The following is a 20074-nucleotide window of genomic DNA, read 5'->3' on the forward strand; positions in this document are numbered from 1 at the left end:
GAGAGTGTAGACAGGCATGGTTCCTCAGGTTCCTTCCGTCGGTATGCAGCCACGCTAGGACCTCGACCACGGTTGAGGTCAAGGTGGGCGCACTGTGATCTTGCAGGTCGGACGAGCGGTCCCGCTCGCCGAGCGGCCCCGCGCCGACGGCGGGACGATGGCCGGATGGGGACCGTCACCGACTACCTGGCCGGCGTGGACGAGCCGGACCGCGCGACGCTCGCGCGCGTCGTCGAGGTCGCGCGCGGCGTCGTCCCGGACGCCACCGAGGGCACGAGCTACGGGATGCCCGCCCTGCTCTACCGCGGCAAGGCGCTGCTCAGCGCCATGGCCTCGGCGAAGCACCTCGCGGTCTACCCGTTCAGCCCGGCCGCGGTGACCGCCGTCGAGGCGCGGCTCGACGGCTTCTCGCACGCCAAGGGGACCGTCCGGTTCTCCAGCGACCATCCGCTCCCCGACGACGTCGTCCGCGACCTCGTCGCCGCCCGGGTCGCCGAGATCGACGCGCAGCTCGACCGCTGACCGCCGGGCCGCCGCCCGCCGTCGCTGCCGTCGCCTGCCTGCGCCCGCGAGGCGCGACCGAATCCCCTGGGCCGCGCGGGCGCCGTCGGGCACGATGGACGGATGCCCGACGACGCCCGCCCCGGCCTGCCCGTGACGACCACCCTGGTCGTCCCCGAGGCGGAGCTGTCGTGGCGGTTCTCGCGCTCGTCCGGGCCCGGCGGGCAGGGCGTCAACACGACCGACTCGCGCGTCGAGCTGTCGTGGGACGTCGCGCGGTCGGCGGTGCTCACGGAGTCCCAGCGCGCGCGGCTGCTGGACCGCCTGGGCCGGCGGCTCGTCGGGGGCGTCGTCACCGTCGCGGCGTCGGAGCACCGGGAGCAGCGGCGCAACCGCGAGGCCGCGCGGACGCGGCTCGCCGCCCTGCTGGCCGACGCCGTCGCCCCGCCCGGGCCGCCGCGGCGCGCGACCCGGCCCACGCGGGGCTCGGTCGAGCGCCGGATCGGCGCCAAGAAGCGGCGGACCGACGTCAAGCGCCTGCGCCGGCCGCCACAGGACTGACCCGGCCCGCCGCCGCTCGCCGTCAAGAACGACGTTCCGCGCGGGTCGAGCACGAGGTTGCTGTCGTCATCGCCTCGAGAACGACAGCAACGTCGTGTTCGGCGGGAGGCCGGGTGTGTCAGAGGCGGCGGGCCAGGTGCGGGTAGTCCACCACCAGGCCGTCGGTGTCGACCGTGAGGTCTGCCGTGAAGTCGCGCGTGGCGCTCGTGTACGTGACGACGCCCTGACCGGTCGCGGGGTCGAGCGGCTCGCGCGCGGCGTATACCTGGTCGCTGCGCAGGACCGCCAGGGACGGCAGGTCGACCCACGCCATGACCAGGCGTGTCTCGCCCGCCGGCGGGCGGTCGCCGAGCAGGCCCAGCCGCAGGATCGGCATCGTGTTGGTGACCGGGCACAGCGCGACGTCGCAGTCCAGCGCGCCATCGAGCGCCGCCGGGTCGGCGATGCCCGGCTCGGCGAGGCCCGACGGCGGCGTCCCCGACTCGCGCACGTCGGCGCGCCACGCGCCGTCGGGCGTCCGGACGAGGTCGAGGTGGCGGGACCACCCGAGCCCGCGCACCGAGACGTCGAGGTGCTCGGTCACCCAGCCGGGACCGGTGCGCAGCGCCCACGCGGTCGCGTGCGACGTCGCGCGCGACGTGCCCAGCGCCGCGAGCCGGTCGTCGCGCACGGCGACGGTCGCAGCCTCCAGGCGGTCCGGGTCGTCGTCCCACCCGGTCCACGCGACGTGCCTCGTCGATGCGCTCACGCGGGCCAGTCTCGGGCGAAAAGACGGTGCCCGCGCGGTGAGCGCGTGGCAGGGTCACGCCCATGACCTCTCGCATCTCCCACACCACGTTCGACGCGCGCGACTCCTACGCGCAGTCCGTCTTCTGGGCCCAGGTCCTCGGGTACACCGACGTGCCCGGCGACCCCAACCTCCCCGGCCACGAGGAGTGCATGATCATCCCGCCGGCGGACGCGACGACGCCCGCCGAGAGCCGTGGCCATGTCCTGTTCGTCGAGGTGCCCGACGACAAGGAGCTGAAGAACCGCGTCCACCTCGACCTGCGGCCCACGGACCGCACGCGCGAGGAGGAGGTCGAGCGCGTGCTCGCGCTCGGGGCCACGCAGGTCGCGGACCGGCGCACGCCCGACGGCGGGGGCTGGGTCGTGCTCGCCGACCCCGAGGGCAACGAGTTCTGCATCCTGCGCAGCGACGCGGAGCTCGCGGCGGCGGCTGCCCGTTAGCGGTCGGTGATCCGGATCCAGCCGCGCTGAGCGGCCCGGGCGCCGGCCTCGAACCGGCTCGTCGCGCCGAGGCGCCCCATGAGCCCGGCGGCGTGACGGCGGACCGTGCGCGGCGACACGCCGAGCCGCGCGGCGACCGCGGTGTCCGTCTTGCCCTCGGCGAGGAGCCGCAGGAGCGTGTCCTCGCTCGGGGCGAGCGCGTCGTCGGCCGCCCGCGCCCGGTCCCACTCGGACTCGGCGAGGGCCCGCAGCGCGCGGACGGCGTCCCGGTCGGTCACGGCTCGCGTGCGGTCCGGGCGGGCGACGAGCACGACCGTGTCGTCGAGGGCGACGAGGGTCAGGGGCAGCGCCGGTGCCACGCGGTGCTCGACGCCGGGGCCGTCGTCGCGCCCGTCGTCGCGCTCGTCCTCGGGGGCGTCGGGGCCCGGGTGGTCGGCAGCGGGCGGCGTGTCGACGAGCGGTCCGTCGGGGACGGCGTCGCCGTCAGGGGCGGTGTCGTCGAGCGCCCCGTCGCTCGGCGGCTCGGGTGGCTCGACCGTCACGACCCGGATGCGGGCGTCGCGGCGCGCCCGCTCGCGCACCCGTGTCCACAGGGGCTCCGGGGCCGCTCCGACGCCGGAGTCGAGCACGAGGACGTCGCGGGCGCGGCGCAGCGCGACCGCCCGCGCGGAGTGCCTGGCGCCGAGGGCCGGGTCTCGCTCCGTCGACGTCACACGGTGGGACTCTAGCCGACCTCCCGCGGCGTGCAGAGGGCCGTCCCGGCGGTCGGACCTGTGTGACGAACGGGGAGGTCAGCGGGCATTTGTCCTCTTCCGGACACGTCGGATTTGTTTACACCGCGGCCTTCCGCTGCCAGGCTTCCCCCGGACCGCCGGGTCGGGCTTAGTGCTGCCCGGCGTCCTACGTGCCGGGACGGTCCCGGCGCCGGTGACGGAGGGGGCCACATGGGCGCGCAGCCGGACGACCTGACCCTCGTGGACCTCGTCCACGAGCACGCACGCGAGCGGCCGGACCACGCCGCGGTGGTGGTCGTGCCGGAGGTGGGCGAGCGGCGCACCCTGACCTACGCCGAGCTCGACGCGCAGGCGGCGGCGCTCGCGGCCGACCTCGCGGACCGGCACGAGCAGGGCGACCGCGCCCTCGTGCTCTACTCGGCGACCGCGTCCTTCGTCGTCGGGATCGTGGCCTGCTTCTACGCGGGCCTGATCCCCGTCCCGTCGCCGCTCCCGGGAGGGCAGGCGTACCAGCGCGAGCGCGTGCGCGGCATGCTCGTCGACTGCGACGCCGCCGTCGTGCTCGTCGACCCGACCGCCGCGAGCGAGACCACCGAGTGGGCCGAGCCGCTGCGGCGCGCCGACGGCGGCCCCGTCGTCGTGACCGTGGTCGACGGCGCCACGGACGGCCCGGCCCGGCGCGGCCGCCTGGGCCCGCAGGACGTCGCGTTCCTGCAGTACACCTCCGGGTCCACGAGCAGCCCCAAGGGCGTCGTCGTCACGCACGCGAACGTGCTGCACCACCACGAGGCGTTCTCGACGACCCTCGGCCTCGTCCCCGAGGACGTCTTCTGCAGCTGGCTGCCGGGGTACCACGACTTCGGCCTCGTCGGGATGCTGCTCGTCCCCCTGGGCCTGGGCGCGACGGCCGTCATCGTCCCCTCCACGGCCTTCCTCAAGCGTCCCGTCCGCTGGCTCTCCGCGATCACCGAGACCGGCGCGACCGTCACGGCGTCGCCGAACTTCGGCTACGACCAGTGCGCGCGGCGCGTGCGCGACGACCAGCTCGCCGAGCTCGACCTCACCCGGCTGCGCTGGGCGCTCGGCGGGGCCGAGCCGGTGGATCCCGCCGTCCTGGACGCCTTCACGCGCCGGTTCGAGCCCGTGGGCTTCCGCGGGTCGGCGCACGGCCCGGGGTACGGCCTCGCGGAGGCGACGCTCACGGCGACGTACCCGGACCGGCGGCTCCCGCTCGTCATCACCGCGGACGAGGCGGCGCTCGCCGACGGCCACCTGGTCGTGCTCGAGGAGGCGTCGTTCCTGTCCGCCCTCCCGGACGCCGCGGCGCAGGGCCGGGGCAGCGTCCCGGGCGCGCGGCTCGTGTGCTGCGGCCTGCCGAGCGGCGTGGAGCTGCGCCTCGTCGACGACCAGGGCGTCGAGGTGCCCGACGGCGCGGTCGGGGAGGTCTGGCTGCGCGGCGGGACCGTCGCGGCCGGGTACTGGGGCGACGCGGCCGCGGGCGCGACGGCCGAGACGTTCGGCGCGGTCGCGGCCGACGGCACCGGCCCGTGGCTGCGGACCGGCGACCTCGGCGCGCTGCACGGCGGCCAGCTCGTCGTCACGGGCCGGATCAAGGAGCTCCTCATCGTCGCGGGGCGCAACCTGTACCCCTACGACCTCGAGCGCGAGCTGCGGCGCCTGCACCCCGGCGCCGAGGGGCGCCCGGGCGCGGTGTTCGAGGCGGAGGGCCTGCCGGGCACGCTGTGCGCGGTCCAGGAGTTCCGCCCCACGCCAGGGGCTCGTCTCGACGGCGCGAGCGCCGAGGACGAGCTGGACGCCGTCGTGCGCCAGATGGCCTCCCACCTGGCCTCCGTCTCGGGCGCCGCGGTGCACGACGTCGTCCTCGTGCGTCCCGGCCAGGTGCCGCGGACCACGAGCGGCAAGATCCAGCGCGGTCGGGCGCGCGACCTGCACGGCGCGGGCGACCTCGCCGCGCTCCACTCCCTGCGCGCGTCCCGTGACCGCGCGCGCACCGAGCTCGCAGGGACCCGCTCATGACCTCACCGCAGCCCGACGCTCTCGACGACCTCGTGCTCCGCCACGTCGCCACCGCCCTGGGCGTCGCGCCCGCGGACGTCGACCCGGCGGGCGACCTCGCCGGCCTCGGCCTCGGGTCGGTCCAGGTCCTGGCGCTGCTGGGCGACCTGGAGGACGCGCTGGGCGTCGACCTGGACCCGGAGGCCGTCGTCGACAACCCGACGCCCCGGGCGCTCGCCGAGCACCTGCGCAGCGTCGTGGACGTCCCCGGGACCGCGGCATGACGACCCTCGTCGACGTCGGCGCGCACGTCCCCGCGACGCGCGTGCCCATCCGCGACCTGGCGGACGAGCTGGGCCTCGACCACCTCGAGCTCGGCGTGTTCGAGCGCTTCTTCGGGCTCCGTGAGGTGTGCACGGCGCCGGACGAGAGCCTCACCGACCTGCTCGTCGCCGCGGCGCGCGCCGTGCCCGGCCTCGCGGGCAACGAGCAGCGCGTCCGGTACGTGCTGGGCGCGCGGACCATCGCGACCGTCGCCCCGGTCGGGGTCAACCCCCTGCACGACGCCGCGGACCGCCTCGGGCTCGACCACGCGGTCGTGTGGACCCTCACCCAGCACGCGTGCGCGTCCGCGCTGCTCGCGGTCGACGTCGCGGGGCGCCTGCTCGCGGCCGACGGCGACCCGGACGCGCTCGCGCTCGTCCTCACCGGGGAGAAGGCGTTCAGCCCCGGGTCCCGCCTCATCGAGGGCACGACGATCATGGGCGAGGGCACGGCGGCGGTCCTCGTGGCGGCGGACCCGGCCGGCGGGGTCTCGGCGCAGGCCGGCAGCCCCGTCCTCTCCTACGCGACCCGCACCCTGGGCGAGTACCACCAGGTCCCGCTCCCGGAGGACCTGGCCGCGCCGTTCGGCGTCGCCTACACCGAGGTGCTCGCGGAGGTCGTGGTCGAGGCCGTCGAGCGCGCGGGCCTGACGCTGGACGACCTCGCGCTCGTCCTGCCGCACAACGTGAACCGCGTGTCCTGGCGGCGCCTGTGCACGCGCCTCGGGCTGCCGATCGCGCGCGTCCGGCTCGACGACGTGCCCGTGACGGGCCACTGCTTCGGCGCCGACTCGTTCATCGGCTACGCCGCGGCGCGCGCCGAGGGCCGGCTACGCCCCGGCGACCCGTTCCTCATGGTGGCGGTCGGGCTGGGTGCCACGTTCTCCGCCATGGTCCTGCGCTACGCGCCCCACGAGACGGAGGAGCCCGCATGACGGTCGAGCAGGTGGCGGAGGCCGCCACCCCGGACGCTGCCCCGGACGTTCGGACGGGGGTCCCCCGCGAGCCGTTCCTCGCGCGGACCAAGCGCGCGCTCGCAGGCGCGCCCGACGCGCCGCTCGTGCTGCTGGGGAACTTCGAGGTCGAGGACGCGTGGGCGGTCGGGGAGGTCGGCCTGCCCTCGGTCGGGGGCGCGTCGGCGACGGCCGCGCTCGTCAACCGCATGGACGAGCTCGCGCTGCTCCTCGCCGGGCCGGACGACCACGTCGTGCTCAAGGCCGAGCCCGACCCGGACCACCTCGCCCACCTGGACGCGCTCGGCGTCGGGCTCCCGACCGTGCACGTCGCCGAGTCGAGCGACCCGCTGCGCACCGTCACCCTCGACGCGCTCGACTCGCCCGCGCTCCTCGCTCGCCTGGGCGACCTCGCGGCGGACGGCGTGCGCCTCCTCGCGCACGGGACGTCGTCGGCGGAGGAGGACCTTGCGGCCGCCACCGGCCTGCGCTCGGTGCTCACCGACGCCGCCACGACCAAGGCCGTCAACAGCAAGGTCTACAGCCGCGGGCTGTGCGACGAGCTCGGGATCGAGCAGGCGCGCGGCTGGGCGTGCCGGACCGTCGAGGACTTCGAGCGCGCGTGCGCCGAGGCGGCGCGGCTCGTCGCGGACGGCGCGACCGTGGGCGTCAAGGACGCGTACGGCGTCTCCGGCAAGGGGATCCTCGTCGTCGATGACCCGCGCCGCCTCGACCAGCTCGTGCGCATGGTCACGCGCCGGGCCGCGCGCTCGGGCGACGACCGCCTCGCCGTCGTCGTGGAGGTCTGGGCCGACAAGGCGACCGACCTCAACTACCACTTCACCGTCGCGCAGGACGGCTCGGTCGCGTTCGACTTCGTCAAGGAGGCGATCACGGAGGGCGGGGTCCACAAGGGTCACCGCATCCCGTCGCGCCTGCCCGCGGCGCAGGTCGACGCGCTGGCCGAGCTGTCGTCCCGGCTCGGGGCGCGCCTCGCCGCCGACGGGTTCCACGGTCTCGTCGGGGTCGACGCGCTCGTGCGCACGGACGGGTCGCTGCTGCCGGTCCTGGAGATCAACGCGCGCAGCAACATGTCCACGTACACCGTGCCGCTCCAGGAGCGGTTCCAGCCGGACGGGTGGGTCGCGCTCGCGCGCCAGTACCCGCTCGTGCTCGACGCCCCGCTGTCGTTCGCGGCGCTCCACGACGCCCTCGGCGACCTGCTCCCGGGCGCGGCCGGGCGGGCGGGTCTCGTCGTCCAGGGGACGGGCACGGTCAACGCCGGCGCGCCCGCCGCGGCCTCGGGCGGCACCTTCGCCGGCCGGCTGCACGGCTTCCTCGTCGCGCCCGACGAGGACGCCCTCACCCGCCTCGACCGCGCCGTGACGGAGCGGCTGACGGAACGGACCGCCCGGCGCACGACGGCGCCGACGGCCGCGACCCCGACCGAAGGAGACCCCCGATGACCACGACCCCGAGCCGGCCGACGACGCCCGGGAGCGCGGACCTCGCCGCGGTCGCGGAGGAGTTCGGCACGCCCGTGTACGTGTACGACGGCGACGTGCTCGCCGCGAACTACCGCGCGCTGCGCGAGCGGCTGCACCCCGCGCTGGGGATCTTCTACTCGCTCAAGGCCAACCCCAACGTGAGCATCTGCGGGCTGCTGCACTCGCTCGGCGCGAACGCCGAGGTGTCGTCGCTCACCGAGCTGCGCACGGCGCTCGCGGCCGGGGTCGAGCCGCAGGACGTCCTGTTCCTCGGCCCCGGCAAGAGCCGCGACGAGCTCGTCGCGTGCCTCAACTCGGGCGTGCGCGCGATCATCGTCGAGTCGCTGCCGGAGCTCGCGCTGGTGGACGAGCTCGCCCGCGCGACGGGACGGCCCGCGCGCGTCGTGCTGCGCGTCAACCCGTCGTTCTCCGTCAAGGGCTCCGGGCTCACGATGGGCGGCAAGCCGCGCCAGTTCGGCATCGACGAGCAGCAGCTCCTCGACGCGCCGGACCTGTGCGCCGGGCTCACGACGGCGCGCGTCGTCGGGGTCCAGGTGTACATGGGCACCCGGATCCTCGACGAGGGCACGATCGTCGAGAACACCACGCGCATCTTCGAGCTCGCGGAGCGCCTCGCGGACCGGCTCGGGTTCCCGCTCGAGCTCGTCGACGTCGGCGGGGGCCTGGGCGTGGCGTACTTCGAGCGCGAGCGCGACCTCGACGTCGAGGTCCTCACCGCGGCGCTCAACCCCGTGGTCGAGGCGTTCGTGCAGCGGCACCCCGCGACCGACCTCGTCATGGAGCTGGGGCGCTACCTCGTGGCGCTGTGCGGCACGTACGTCGCGCGCGTGCGCTACGTGAAGAAGTCGATGGGCGAGCGGTTCGCCGTCGCCGACGGCGGGACCAACCACCACATGGCGGCCGTCGGCATCGGCTCGTTCGTCAAGCGCAACTTCCCGATGCGCAAGGTGGGCCCGGCGACCGGCGCGGAGGACGTGCCGTGGAACGTCACGGGTCCGCTGTGCACGCCCAACGACACGATCGGCAAGGCCGTCCCGCTCCCGGCGGACCTCGCGGCCGGCGACCTCGTCGCCGTCGACCGCTCCGGCGCGTACGGCGCGACGGCGTCGCCCGTGCACTTCCTCAGCCACGGCTACCCCGCGGAGGTGCTGACGCTCGGCGACGAGTCGTTCCTCGTGCGGCACGCGGACACGCCCGACGACCTCCTGTCCCGTCAGGTCTTCCACGACCTCGGCGCGCGCGTCGCCCCCGCCGAGGCCGTCGCCGCCCCCTGACCCGCCGGCCGACCGGCCGCGACCCGCCACCCGCTCCCGCGGGCGCCCGACCCACCACCCGGAGGAACATCGTGAGCACCAGCACGAACACCGAGTCCCAGGAGGCCCTCGGCCGCGAGCGCGTCGTCGGCGCGGTCGTCGAGGCGCTGTCGAGCGTCCTCGGGCGGCCGCTGCCCGACGTCACGGACGCGACCCGCCTGTTCGACGACCTCGACCTCGACTCGACGAGCGTCCTCGGCCTGCTCATGGCCCTCGAGGACTCGCTCGACATGGAGGTCGACCCGGAGTCGCTCGAGCAGCACCACCTCGAGACCGTGGGCTCGCTGACGGACTTCGTCGTCGAGCACTCGACCCGGAACTGACGTGACGCTCGGGGGCAGCAGCGGGTCGTCGTCCGGCCCGGCGTCCTGGACGGGTCCCGGCGGCGCCGCCCTGCGCGTGCGCGGCGTCGTGGACGTCCCGGTCGACGACCTCGTCCCGGTCGGGGACGGGACGCGCCGGTCGGTCGCCGAGGACCTGCGGTACGTGTACGGCGAGGACCAGCCGACCGACTGGCTCCAGAGCGGCCCGGGGCGGGACTACCCGACGATGATCCGCGCGGCGCGCGCCGCGCTGGGCGACCGGGGCCTGCTCGACGACGTGCGCCTCGTCGTCCTCGTCGTCACCACCCCGGACCTGCAGCACGAGCGCCTGCTCGGCGGGTTCGTCGCCGACTTGTTCGACGACCGGCCGTACACGTTCTGCGTGACCGAGCAAGGGCTGGCCGGACCGTTCACGGCGCTGCGCCTCGCGCACGAGGAGCTCGCGCACGGCGGCCCCACGGGCACCGGGCTCGGGGGCGACGCCATGGTCCTCGTCCTGGAGCAGTGCACGCTGCCCCCGACGGCGACGCGTGTCCCCGCGCGCGACCGGGTCGTCGCGCTCGTCGTGGGCCACGGCGGCGCGGGCCGGCCGGTCGAGGCGCTGTCGGTCGCGCGGGCACCGCGCGGCCCCCGGCCGGACGCGGCGGAGTCGCCCCGCGACGGTGCTCCCGCGTCGGCCGGGGAGAGCGCCCCGGCACCGGGCGCTCGGCGCGTCGTGCTCGGCGTCGACATGGACCCGGGCGACGTACCCGATCTCGACGGCGTCGTGCTGCGCGCCGACCCGGGCGCGGCGGCGACGGGCGTCTGGGAGGTCCTCGCCGCGTGCGACGACGTCTCTGACGCGCCGGTCGCGCTGCACGAGCGGTGCCTCGAGCTGGGGTACCGCTGCTCCCTCGTCCTCGGCCCGCGTCCCGTCGAGGCGTCCCCGGACGTCGACGACCTGTCCCGAGAGGCGGTGCTCGCATGAGCACGGACGTCGTCGCCCCCGCCCCCGTCGGGGCGGGCGTGCTGCCCGAGAAAGGCACCGTGGACGGCCCCGCCGACCTCCGCGCCGTCGCGCGCGAACGTGGCGCGGTCGCGGCGCTCACCGCGCTCGGGGGTCTGCTGCCCGTCGCGGCGCTGCCGGGCGAGTGCGTCCTGCTGCCCGACGACGTCCCGCCCCCGGGCGGGTGGGCGCGGGTCGGCGAGGTGGCGTCGGACGTCGGCACGCTGCGCGCGTGGCGGGCGCCCCGCGCCGCCGTGGCACCCGGGTCGGCCGCGCCCGCAGCCGGGGAACCCGGACCTGCCGCACCCGCCACCGACGGGGGCGCCGCGGCCCGCGCGGCCGACGCCGCCTGGCGAGTCGGGGTCGCGTGGGTCCGGACCGGGCTGTGCGAGCGCCTGACGGACCGGGCCGTGGAACGCCTGCGGGGCCGCACGGTCGGCGGTACGGCGACGGTGAACCTGCCGCCCGTCCGCCTCGTGCTCGCGGACGCGGCGCTCGCGCACCTCGAGGCGCAGGCGCTCCTGGGCGGGGTCGCGGCGGGGGACGCCGCCGCCGGGTCGCCCGACCGCGGGCCCGCGGTCTCCGGGACGTCGCTCGCGCGCGTCACCGCGGTCCTGGACCGCTCGTCGCGCGCCGTCCACAACCTGTTCGGCGCGTCGGGGTACGTCGACGGCGACGCCGCGCGGCTCGCGCGCACGATCGACCTGCTCGGCCACGCGAGCGGGACGCTGCCGGGCCGCGACACCGAGACACCCCACGGCCGGGAGGGGCAGGACGCATGAGCACCGTCGACCTCGTCGCACTGCGCGACCACCTGCGGCCCGTGGGCGCCGCGCTCCGCGAGCACGCCCTCGCGATCGACGCCGACCCCGCCGCGCTCCAGGTGCTCCTGGACTCCGGCGCCCTGCCGTACCGGCAGCTCGGCGGGTTCCCGCCCGGCTACCTCGACGACCCGCTGCGTGTGCGGGGCGTGCCGGTGCACGTGCGCACGTGCGTGGAGCGCGTGGTCGTGGCCGAGGCGCTCGCGTGGGGCGACGCGTCCGTCGTCGTCGGGGCGCCGGGGCCGTCCATGTCCGGGGTCGTCGTGGACGATCTCGCGGACGACGAGCAGCGCGACCGCTTCTACCGTCGCGTGGCGCAGCCGGGCACGTGGACGTTCTTCGGCCTCACCGAGCCCGAACGCGGCTCGGACGCGGCGGCGCTGGAGACCGCGGTCGCCGAGGCCGACGGCGCTCCCGTGCTGCGGGGCCACAAGAAGTACGTGGGCAACGTGGCGCGCGCGAGCCTTGGCGTCGTGTTCGCCCGGCACCGCCCGGGCCCGCTGGGCGTCGGCGTCTACCTGGTCGACACCGACCGGCCGGGCTTCGACGCCGCGCCGCTCGTGACGACCGGGATGCGCGCCGTGCAGCTCGGCGAGGTGCGGCTGCACGACGTGCCGCTGCTCGCCCAGGACACGCTCGGGCGGCACCTGTCGCCGTCGCGCCGCGGTCTCCTCGGGGCCGTGCGCACCTTCAACCGGCTGCGCCCCGTCGTCGCGTCGCTCGCCGTGGGCGTGACGCAGGCGGCGCTCGACCACGTGCGCGCCGAGCGGTCGTCGTTCACCGCCGACGAGCGGTGGCGCCTGGAGACCTTCGACGACCGGCTCCACGCCGCGCGCGCTCTCGTGCTCCAGGCCGCGCGTGCCGCCGACGCCGACCCCGCGGACGGGACGCTGCCGGCGGCGGCCAAGGCCACCGCCCTCGACCTCGCCGAGGAGGTCACGCACGCGGTGCCGCCGCTGCTCGGCCCGGGTGCGCGGTGGGAGCACCCGTACCTCGACAAGCTGGTCCGCGACGTGCCCGGCCTGGAGATGATGGAGGGCACGCGGACCGTGCAGCGGCTCACCCTCGCGCAGGGCTGGTTGCAGGGCAGGGCACGGCATGCCGAGTTCGTCTAGGGAGGCGGCCGCGACCCCGGTCGCGACCGCCTCGCCGCGACCGGAGGCGCTGCCGCCCGTGGCGCCGCCACCGTCCGCGGGGCCGACGGTCGGGGCACTGCGCCGTCGCGTCGTCCGCCTCGCCACCCCGATCTGCGCGGCCCTGGTCGTGGGGGCGCTCGCACAGCTCGTCATCGCCGCGCTGCTGGGGCACATGGGCGACGACGCGCTCTACGTCCGGTCGCTCTTCATCCCCGTGACGTTCCTCGTCCTCGCCGTCCAGGAGGGCCTCGACGTCTCGACCCAGGTCGGCTTCGCGCGCCTGCACGGGTCCCGGGGGCGGGGCGAGGGGGCCGACGCCGAGGACGGCGGCGGGGCCGGCGCGGGCGAGGACGGCGGCGCGGCCGTCGTCCCGACCTCGGCCACCGCGGCGCTGCTGGGGCGGTTCGTGGCGGCGGGTGCGGCCGTGCTCGGCGGGGTCGCCCTGCTGGTGGTTCTGGCCGCGCCGGCGCTCGCCGACGTGCTGTCCGTGCCCGCGCCGCTCGTCGCTGAGTTCGTCGCGTTCGCGCGCTGGACCGTGGTCGCGAGCGTGCTGTCCGTCCCGACGGCGGTCGCGGCCGCCGCGCTGCGCGGGTGGGCGCGCACCGGGGCGTCGGCGACCGTGGCGCTGCTCGTCGCGGGGCTCCAGGTGCTCGTCGTGTGGCTCGTCGGGCTCGTGGGCGGGTTCGGCGTGCTCGCGGTCCCGGTCGCGATCACGGGCTCCACGCTCGTCGGTGCCGCCGTCGCCTGGGCGCTCCTCGTGCGCGCCCGCCTCCTCCCGCGGCCGGGTCACGTCCCCGGCCTGCGCCGCGTGCTCGCCCTGCGCCACCACCCGGCGCCGCAGCGGGTGGCCGCGTGGTGGCGACGGGTGCTCCGGGCGCTGCCCGCCGGCTCGTGGACGACGCCGGCCCCGCCTCCGCCTCCACCTCCGCCTCTGCCGCCATCGTCCGCGACGACGACGGCTCCGACCCCGGCCACGGCACGGCCCGGCCGGCCGGGTGCTGCGGCGTCCGTCCCCCCGGCCGCCCCGGACATCGCGGAACCGTCGACGTCGGACGCGCCCTCCGAGGGTGTGGTCGTCGAGCGGGTCGACGTGCGCGGGCTGCTCCTCGGCGTCGGCCTGCCGGTCGGCCTGTCCTACCTGCTCCTCACGGTGACGAACCTCGTCATGGTGTGGGTCCTCGGGCCGTCGGGCACGGACGTCGTCGCGGGGTTCGGCGGTGCCGCGACGGTCCAGACGCTCGTGATCGTGCCGGCGATCGGGCTCGCCGCGGCGGTGAGCATCGTCATGAACCAGCAGTGGGGCGCGGGCGAGCTCCGGCTGCTGCCGCGCACGCTGCGCGCGGGCACGGTCGTCGTGGCGGGCGTGTACGTGGTCGTGGGGGCGCTCGTCCTCCTGACCGCGCCGTTCGTCGCGGGCCGGCTCTCCGCGGACCCGGACGTCGCCACGCAGGCGGCGCTCTACCTGCGGGTCGTCGGCCCGTCGTACGCGGGCGTCGGGCTCGTGCTCTTCCTCCTGACCCTGCTCGAACAGCTCGGGTACGGGCGCGTCGCCGTGACCCTCAACGTGCTCTACCACGCCGTCTCGCTCGGCGTCGGCGGCGTCCTCGCGCGCGCGGGCGGGGGACCGGCCGCGCTGTACGCGACGATCGCGGTGACGAACGTCGTCGGCCTCGTCGTCATGCTTCCCGTCGCGGTGCGCCTGGTCCGGCGGCGCGCGACGGCCGAGCCGGTCGAGCAGGCCGGCTCGGCCGTGGAGGTCGCGTCGTGACCGCGCGGCGGACGACGCCGCCGGTCCAGGACGTTCCGGTCCCTATCGCTGCGATCCGCGACGTGCCGGTCCATGACGCGCAGGTCCGCGACGTGCCGGGAACGGGCGCGGTCGTGCGGACGGCGGCCGGGGGCCCGGGCTCGGAGGCCCCGGAGCCGGTGCTCAGCGTCGTCGTCATGCACCACCCGGCACGGGGCGACGTGTCGGACCTGGTCGCGGCGTGCGCGCCGCTCGACGTGCGGGTCGTCGAGGACCCCGAGCCGGACGGCCCGCCCAGCCCGCTGCGCACCGCGAAGCGCGCGTGGGCCGCCGTGGCGCCCGGTGCGACGCACCACCTCGTGCTCCAGGACGACGTCACCCCGGTCCCCGGGTTCGCCGAGCTCGTGCTGCGGGCCGCGCGCGCGCGGGACCGGCACGCCGTCGCGCTCTACTCGAACTGGAACAGCCCGCGCAACGCCTACCTCGTGCGCGCCGCGGCCGTCGCCGGGCAGGCGTGGGCGCCGCTCGGGCACGACGAGTGGGTGCCCACGCTCGGACTCGTCCTCCCCGCGGACGGCGCCCTGCGCCTCGCCGCGCACCTCGCGACCCTGCCCGACGACGAGCGCGACGACGACGAGGCCGTCGTGACCTTCTGCGCGCGCGAGGGCTACCCCGTCGTCGCGACGCTGCCGCACCTGCTGGAGCACGGCGACGGCCCGAGCCTCGCGGGCAACGACGCGCACGGGGCCCGGCACGCGACCGTCCCGGCGGGCGACGCCGTCGACCCGGACGCGTGGGACCGGCCCGGCCTCGACCGCGAGCCGTCGCGCTCACCGGCGACCCTCCGGCCGGTCGCGGTCACGCTCGAACGCTCCCGCTGCACGCTGCGCGTGCTCCGTCCGGGCACCGGCGAACCGCTCGAGCACCCGTTCGGCTGGGGCTGGGACGCGTGGTCGTGGTGGCTCGGCGTCGACCCGGCGGCCGTCGCGCACGACGTGACGGCGCTCGTCGCGGGCGCCTCCCCGGCGCTCGGCCGGGTCTCGCGCGACGCGCTGCTCGAGCTCGGCGCGGCGTGCTGGCTGCTGGGCCACGACGTCGCCCGCTCGGACTGGCCCCCGCCGGCCGGTCCCGACGCCTCGGCGCACCGGGCCGCCGCGGTCCGGACGTGGGTGCTCTCCGGCCTTCTCCCCGCCGACCGCCCGGAACACCTGGTCGACGAGCTCGTCGCCTTCGCCCTCGACGCGCTGCTCGCGGGCTCGTCGTGGACCGGCACCACCCCGTCGAACCCGGGGTTACGGGCGGGTTCGGCGCCGGGGTCGCCCACAACCCCGGGTTCGGCACCCGCTGGCGGGGTGGGGGCGCGCGACGGCGCGGCGGGGGTCGCGGTCGACCGGGCCGTGCTTGCCGCCGCTCGGCTCCTCGGGGAGCGCGACGCCGAGGTCGTGTGCCGGGCGGCGGGTCCGGCGGTGCCGGTGCGCGTCGTCGTGCACGACTGCGCGGCGTGCGGCGCGCGCGCCGAGGACGCGGTGCGGCGCCTGACCGCGCAGGTCGACCTCGACGGCGCCGCCGAGCACCGGGTCGCCGGGACCGGTGAGCACCGCGTCGCCGGGACCGGTGAGCACCGCGTCGCCGGGACCGGCGAGGACCGTGCCGCCGGGGCCGACGACGTCGCGGGCGGGGGCGGGACGCCCTCCGGCCCGTCCGACCGTCCCGTGCCACCCCTGACACCCGAGGCGTCTGATGCGCCTGACGCACGCGAGGCACGCGAGGCGCCCGACGGCGCGGACGGCCCGGGCGGCCGGGCCGTCGTCGAGATCCTCGCGTGCGAGCACGTCGAGCCGCGCGGGCTCCTCGGCGTCGAACCCGGCGGGCGTCACGTCTCGCGCGGGCTGTGGGTGGCGCGCAGGGCGGCCCCCGCACCGCCGGGCGCGACGACGCGCGAGCCGCACCGCACGACGGCGCCCCTGTCCCCCGCCGCGCACGGCACCGTGGCGGAGGCACTGGTGACGCTCACCGATGCCGATGCGGCGCACCTCACCGTGGCGGACGTCCTGGTGGCGCTCGTCGACGCCGACGCCGCGCACGTGCTGCCGGTCGTCGCGCGCGCGGACGGTGACGCACCGGGCCGGCCGAGCCCGGCCACGCTGGGGCTGCAGCACATGCCCGGGCTCGCGCAGCGGTGCGCCGACCTCCACGCGGAGGCGCGGCTCGCGCGCGCGGTGGAGCTGCTGTGAACGCGGCCCCGACCGGTGCGTCGGCGCCCGCGTCGACCGGCGTGTGGGCGTGGCGCGGCGCTGCCCTGCTGCTCGACCTCGACGGGACGCTCGTCGACTCCTCGGCCGCGATCGAGCGGCACACGCTCGCGTGGGCGGCCCGGCTCGGGCTCGACGGCGACGCCGTGGTCGCGGCGTCGCACGGCCGCCGCGACGTCGAGGTGGTCCGCCTCGTGGCGCCGGGTGCCGACGTCGCGCGCGAGGTCGAGTGGCTGCACCGCATCTCGTGCGACGACACCGAGGGGGTCGTCGCGGTGCCCGGCGCGGCGGACCTGCTGGACGGCCTGGACCCGCGCGCCTGGACGGTCGTGACGTCGGCAGCGCGCGAGGTCGCGCTCGCGCGCCTGACGGCCGCCGGGCTGCCCGTGCCGGCGCGGTTCGTGTGCGCGGAGGACGTGGAGCGGGGCAAGCCCGACCCGGAGGGCTTCCTCGCGGGGGCGCGGCTGCTCGGCGTCGACCCGCGGCGCTGTCTCGTCCTGGAGGACTCCGCGGCCGGGGTCGCCGCGGGCCGGGGCGCGACGGCGACCGTGCTCGCCGTCGGCCCGGACGACGTCCCCGGCGCGCACCACGGCGTCGCGGACCTACGCCCGGTCGTCGCGCGCGCGGTCGACCGGCGGGTGGAGGTCGTCGTGACGACGCGCGGCACGGGCGCGTTCGGGGGCGCGGCCGAGGGAGCGGTCGACGACGGCCTGCCGGAGTTCGTCGCATGAGCGCGGTCGATCCCGAGCCGGAGGTCGAGCTGTGGTTCGTCACCACGACCCCGCCCCCCGCCGAGCACGACATGAGTGTCGTTCTGGGCTCCATTCCGACCGCCAGGTCGTGCTCGACGGCGGGTGACGTCGTGCTCGACGCCTGGGTGCTGGACGTGGTGGAGCGTGACCGTGCTCGTCGCCTCGCCTCGCCCGCCGACGCCGCGCGGTACGTGCGCGCGCACGTCGCCGCGCGCGAGATCCTTGCGGCGCGTACGGGCCTGTCGCCCGCGGACGTGCGCTGGGAGGTGGGGCCGCACGGGAAGCCGGGCCCCGTCGTCGGGCAGCGCTGGAACCTCAGCCGCAGCGGCGACCACGCGCTCGTGGCGCTCGCCGGGACGGACGTGGGCGTCGACGTGCAGGTGCGCGACCCGCGCGTCGACGTCCACCGCCTCGCCGCGCGGTTCCTGGTGCCGGGGGACGCGCGGTCGGACGTGGACGGGGACCCGTGGCGCCGGTTCTCCCGGCTGGAGGCGTGCGCCAAGGCGGTCGGCGGGCGACTGCTCGACGTGCTCGGGCTCGACGTCCGCGCCCCCGGTCTCGTCCGGGCCGACCGCGGCCCGTGGCGCGGGCAGGAGTGGTGGGTGAGCGACGTGGCGGCACCCAGGGACGCCGTCGCGGCGTGCGCGACGCCGGGGCCGCGGCCGCACGCCCTCCGTACCCGGGTCCGGGGCGCGGAGCATCCGTCGCCCCCGCTGCGTCCGGGCGTGGGAGGTGCGGGGTGAGGGTCGTGCATCGTGTCGAGGTGAACGGGCGAGCGGGCGCGGGACCCGCGACGTGGGGCCAGACGGCGATCCGGCGGGCGCTCGCCGCCCTGGAGCCGCTGGACCACCAGTTCAACCTCGTGTGGGGCGGCCCGCTCGACGCGCCCGTGCCGACCGAGGCCGCGACCGCCGTCGTGCGCGGGCTCGTGGAGCGGCACGACTCGCTGCGCACGCGGATCCACCCGAGCGGGGACGGTTACGTCCAGGAGCTGTGCGGGGCCGGGACGGTCGAGGTCGTCGAGGAGCGCGTGCCCGACGTGGCGGACGTCGCCGCGCACGGCGCGCGGCTGCGCGACGAGCTCTGGGGCCGCGCGTTCGACTACCCGGCCGAGCTGCCCGTGCGGGTCGGTCTCGTGACGGTGGACGGCGCGGTGCACCACACCGTGCTCGTCGTCGCGCACACCGCGCTCGACGGCTGGGGCCTGCCCGTGCTCGACGGCGACCTCACGGCGCTCGCGGCGGGGGCCACGCTGCCGGACGTCGCGGCGTGGACGCCGCTCGACGAGGCGGCCTGGCAGACCTCGGACGAGGGCCGGCGGCACGACGACGCCGCGCGCGCACGCACTCTGCGCACCATGCGCGCGGCCCCGCCGCAGGTCTTCGCGCCGCGCCCCGCCGAGGCCCTCGACGGGGGGCCGCGGTACCGGCAGACGGTCCTGCGGTCGCGGCGCCTGGGGCCCGCGGCCGAGCGGGTGGCGGCGCGCTGGCGCACGAGCGCGTCCGGCGTCCTGCTCGCGGCGTCGTGCCGGGCGCTCGCCGCCGCCGCGGGCCGGGACGACCTCGCGCTGCAGGTCATGGTGAGCAACCGCTTCCGCCGGGAGCTCGCGACGGCCGTCGTGACGACGGCGATGGAGGGCCTGGTGCACGTCGACGGTCTCGACGCGCCGTTCGACGAGGTGGGCGCGCGGGTCTGGCGCGCGGCGATGACGGCGTACCGGTCGGCGTACTACGACAAGGACCGGCTCCAGGCGGAGGCCGCGGCCGACCCGTCGACCGCCCACGACGGCACCTGCTGGTACAACGACCGCCGCGGCACCGGACCTGACCGGACGCTGCGCGCCCGCCCCACGTCGTCGCGGCGGCTCGCGCGCGCCTACGCGTCCGACGAGCAGGGCGGCGTCACCCTCACGCTGCACCTCGTCGACGCCCCGGGCGGGGGCATCGACGTGGTCCTCACCGCCGACACGTCGCGCGTGGACGACGCGACGGCGGAGCAGGTCGTGCGCGACGTCGAGCGCTGCGTGCTCGACGCGTCGCGCGAGGGGAGCCCCGGCGGGACGGTCACGCGCCGGTAGGAGCGCCGCCCGGCGCGGCGAGCGCGCGGACGACGAGGGCCTGCGCGAGCATCCCGAACGGCCCGTCCTCGTCGTGGAGCGTGCTGTGCGTGACGCCGGAACCCGCGGGGCCGAAGACGACCGAGGTGTCCAGGCCGACCCAGCCGCCCAGCGGCGCGCGGAAGAGGTGGGCCGTGAGGTCGACGTTGGGGAAGGCGACCTCCCGCGGGTCCGCGCGCACGGCCATGCCGTTGGCGGCGTCGAGCAGCGCTGCGGTGCGCGCGAGCGGCCCCACCTCCTCGTCGGCGACGAGCGGGACGTCGGTGCGCACCCAGACCGTCGCGCGCCCCGGCTCGACCGCGGTGCGGCGGACCTCGACGGAGTCGATGAAGCCGCCGGGCCAGACGGTCGCCGGGTCCCAGGGCGGCGTCCGGTCCGGTCCCGGCACGGGTGCCGGCGCCCCGCCGGCGAGGTCGGCGGTGTCGCCCCTCCGCACGAGCCACGCCCGGAGCGAGACGGCGCAGCGCCCCGCGCACCAGAGCGTCGCCTCGACGAGCTCCACGCCCCGCCCCGGGCGCACTACGCGGACCCGAGTCTCCACGTCGCCGATCGGGAACACGCCCCAGATGTCGTAGGCGAGGCGCGACGCCGCGAGGTCGTCGCGCCCCCGGGCGGCGCGGTCGGTCTCGACGACGTGCGCGAGCAGCCCGAGCGCGGGTGCCACGTGCTGCTCGTCGGTGCGCCACGCCCCGCCGACGTGCGGGCTCGCGCGGAACGTCGTCGGGCCGGTGCGGAAGAAGTACGCCATCGTGCTCCTCGGTGGGGGTGGTCGCTCGGCTCTGCGAGCGGGTGACCCCACGAGT

Annotated in this window: 20 protein-coding genes; 17 read left to right on the forward strand and 3 right to left on the reverse strand. The window is 77.2% G+C overall.

Annotation, left to right across the window (positions count from 1 at the left end; genetic code table 11):
• The first annotated feature begins 165 nt into the window (after positions 1 to 165).
• Together ABWU78_RS14065 and arfB are read left to right on the forward strand one after the other, a co-directional pair.
• A complete protein-coding gene (locus ABWU78_RS14065) occupies positions 166 to 522 on the forward strand; it encodes an iron chaperone (protein WP_439158721.1) in 357 nt (118 codons plus the stop codon).
• A 102-nt stretch (positions 523 to 624) separates the two neighbouring features.
• On the forward strand, positions 625 to 1062 hold the full coding sequence (arfB, locus tag ABWU78_RS14070) for an alternative ribosome rescue aminoacyl-tRNA hydrolase ArfB (RefSeq protein WP_439158722.1): 438 nt from the start codon (positions 625 to 627) through the stop codon (positions 1060 to 1062).
• Positions 1063 to 1180: 118 nt separating this feature from the next.
• On the opposite strand, the gene ABWU78_RS14075 is transcribed toward arfB, so the two are convergent.
• Positions 1181 to 1810: a putative glycolipid-binding domain-containing protein gene (locus tag ABWU78_RS14075; RefSeq protein ID WP_439158723.1), complete on the reverse strand. Its 630-nt coding sequence runs from the start codon at positions 1808 to 1810 to the stop codon at positions 1181 to 1183.
• A gap of 62 nt (positions 1811 to 1872) precedes the next feature.
• On the opposite strand from ABWU78_RS14075, the gene ABWU78_RS14080 reads away from it, so the two are divergent.
• Complete coding sequence (locus tag ABWU78_RS14080; RefSeq protein WP_205201125.1) at positions 1873 to 2292, forward strand: VOC family protein; 420 nt, start codon at positions 1873 to 1875, stop codon at positions 2290 to 2292.
• Here ABWU78_RS14080 and ABWU78_RS14085 read toward each other — a convergent pair.
• Positions 2289 to 3005, reverse strand: a complete 717-nt coding sequence (locus ABWU78_RS14085; RefSeq protein WP_439158724.1) for a helix-turn-helix transcriptional regulator — start codon at positions 3003 to 3005, stop codon at positions 2289 to 2291. The two genes, ABWU78_RS14080 and ABWU78_RS14085, sit on opposite strands and share 4 nt — an antisense overlap.
• A gap of 231 nt (positions 3006 to 3236) precedes the next feature.
• Between ABWU78_RS14085 and ABWU78_RS14090 the strand changes: the two genes are divergently transcribed.
• From ABWU78_RS14090 to ABWU78_RS14155, 14 genes are all read left to right on the forward strand, one after another.
• Positions 3237 to 5063 (forward strand): fatty acyl-AMP ligase, encoded by a 1827-nt coding sequence (locus tag ABWU78_RS14090; RefSeq protein ID WP_439158725.1) that lies wholly within the window; start codon positions 3237 to 3239, stop codon positions 5061 to 5063.
• Positions 5060 to 5326, forward strand: coding sequence for an acyl carrier protein (locus ABWU78_RS14095; protein ID WP_439158726.1), 267 nt, complete (start codon positions 5060 to 5062; stop codon positions 5324 to 5326). Before ABWU78_RS14090 ends, ABWU78_RS14095 begins: the two co-directional genes overlap by 4 nt.
• Positions 5323 to 6300 carry a 3-oxoacyl-[acyl-carrier-protein] synthase III C-terminal domain-containing protein gene (locus tag ABWU78_RS14100; protein WP_439158727.1) on the forward strand — a complete coding sequence of 326 codons (978 nt, stop codon included), beginning with the start codon at positions 5323 to 5325 and terminating at the stop codon, positions 6298 to 6300. The genes ABWU78_RS14095 and ABWU78_RS14100 overlap by 4 nt, the downstream gene beginning before the upstream one ends.
• Complete coding sequence (locus ABWU78_RS14105; RefSeq protein WP_439158728.1) at positions 6297 to 7784, forward strand: hypothetical protein; 1488 nt, start codon at positions 6297 to 6299, stop codon at positions 7782 to 7784. Before ABWU78_RS14100 ends, ABWU78_RS14105 begins: the two co-directional genes overlap by 4 nt.
• On the forward strand, positions 7781 to 9100 hold the full coding sequence (locus ABWU78_RS14110; RefSeq protein ID WP_439158729.1) for a type III PLP-dependent enzyme: 1320 nt from the start codon (positions 7781 to 7783) through the stop codon (positions 9098 to 9100). The genes ABWU78_RS14105 and ABWU78_RS14110 overlap by 4 nt, the downstream gene beginning before the upstream one ends.
• 71 nt (positions 9101 to 9171) lie before the next feature.
• The gene (locus ABWU78_RS14115) at positions 9172 to 9462 is read left to right on the forward strand and encodes an acyl carrier protein (protein WP_253051684.1); all 291 of its coding nucleotides are present in this window, start codon (positions 9172 to 9174) and stop codon (positions 9460 to 9462) included.
• A 1-nt stretch (position 9463) separates the two neighbouring features.
• Positions 9464 to 10429 (forward strand): hypothetical protein, encoded by a 966-nt coding sequence (locus tag ABWU78_RS14120; protein ID WP_439158730.1) that lies wholly within the window; start codon positions 9464 to 9466, stop codon positions 10427 to 10429.
• Complete coding sequence (locus tag ABWU78_RS14125; RefSeq protein WP_439158731.1) at positions 10426 to 11229, forward strand: acyl-CoA dehydrogenase family protein; 804 nt, start codon at positions 10426 to 10428, stop codon at positions 11227 to 11229. The genes ABWU78_RS14120 and ABWU78_RS14125 overlap by 4 nt, the downstream gene beginning before the upstream one ends.
• Entirely contained in the window at positions 11226 to 12383 is a 1158-nt protein-coding gene (locus ABWU78_RS14130) for an acyl-CoA dehydrogenase family protein (protein WP_439158732.1), read from the forward strand. Before ABWU78_RS14125 ends, ABWU78_RS14130 begins: the two co-directional genes overlap by 4 nt.
• A 58-nt stretch (positions 12384 to 12441) precedes the next feature.
• Positions 12442 to 14172, forward strand: coding sequence for an MATE family efflux transporter (locus ABWU78_RS14135; protein WP_439158733.1), 1731 nt, complete (start codon positions 12442 to 12444; stop codon positions 14170 to 14172).
• Between the two features lie 62 nt (positions 14173 to 14234).
• Entirely contained in the window at positions 14235 to 16385 is a 2151-nt protein-coding gene (locus ABWU78_RS14140) for a hypothetical protein (protein ID WP_439158734.1), read from the forward strand.
• A complete protein-coding gene (locus ABWU78_RS14145; RefSeq protein ID WP_439158735.1) occupies positions 16382 to 17134 on the forward strand; it encodes an HAD-IA family hydrolase in 753 nt (250 codons plus the stop codon). The genes ABWU78_RS14140 and ABWU78_RS14145 overlap by 4 nt, the downstream gene beginning before the upstream one ends.
• Positions 17131 to 17898 carry a 4'-phosphopantetheinyl transferase family protein gene (locus ABWU78_RS14150; protein ID WP_439158736.1) on the forward strand — a complete coding sequence of 256 codons (768 nt, stop codon included), beginning with the start codon at positions 17131 to 17133 and terminating at the stop codon, positions 17896 to 17898. Before ABWU78_RS14145 ends, ABWU78_RS14150 begins: the two co-directional genes overlap by 4 nt.
• A gap of 20 nt (positions 17899 to 17918) precedes the next feature.
• Positions 17919 to 19232, forward strand: a complete 1314-nt coding sequence (locus ABWU78_RS14155) for a condensation domain-containing protein (RefSeq protein WP_439158737.1) — start codon at positions 17919 to 17921, stop codon at positions 19230 to 19232.
• Here the strand turns inward: ABWU78_RS14155 and ABWU78_RS14160 are convergent.
• A complete protein-coding gene (locus ABWU78_RS14160) occupies positions 19219 to 20019 on the reverse strand; it encodes a thioesterase family protein (protein WP_439158738.1) in 801 nt (266 codons plus the stop codon). The two genes, ABWU78_RS14155 and ABWU78_RS14160, sit on opposite strands and share 14 nt — an antisense overlap.
• Positions 20020 to 20074: the final 55 nt, after the last annotated feature.

Origin of the sequence: Cellulosimicrobium sp. CpK407, assembly GCF_051844275.1 — a bacterium.
In the GTDB taxonomy this organism is placed as follows: Bacteria; Actinomycetota; Actinomycetes; order Actinomycetales; family Cellulomonadaceae; genus Cellulosimicrobium; species Cellulosimicrobium cellulans_G.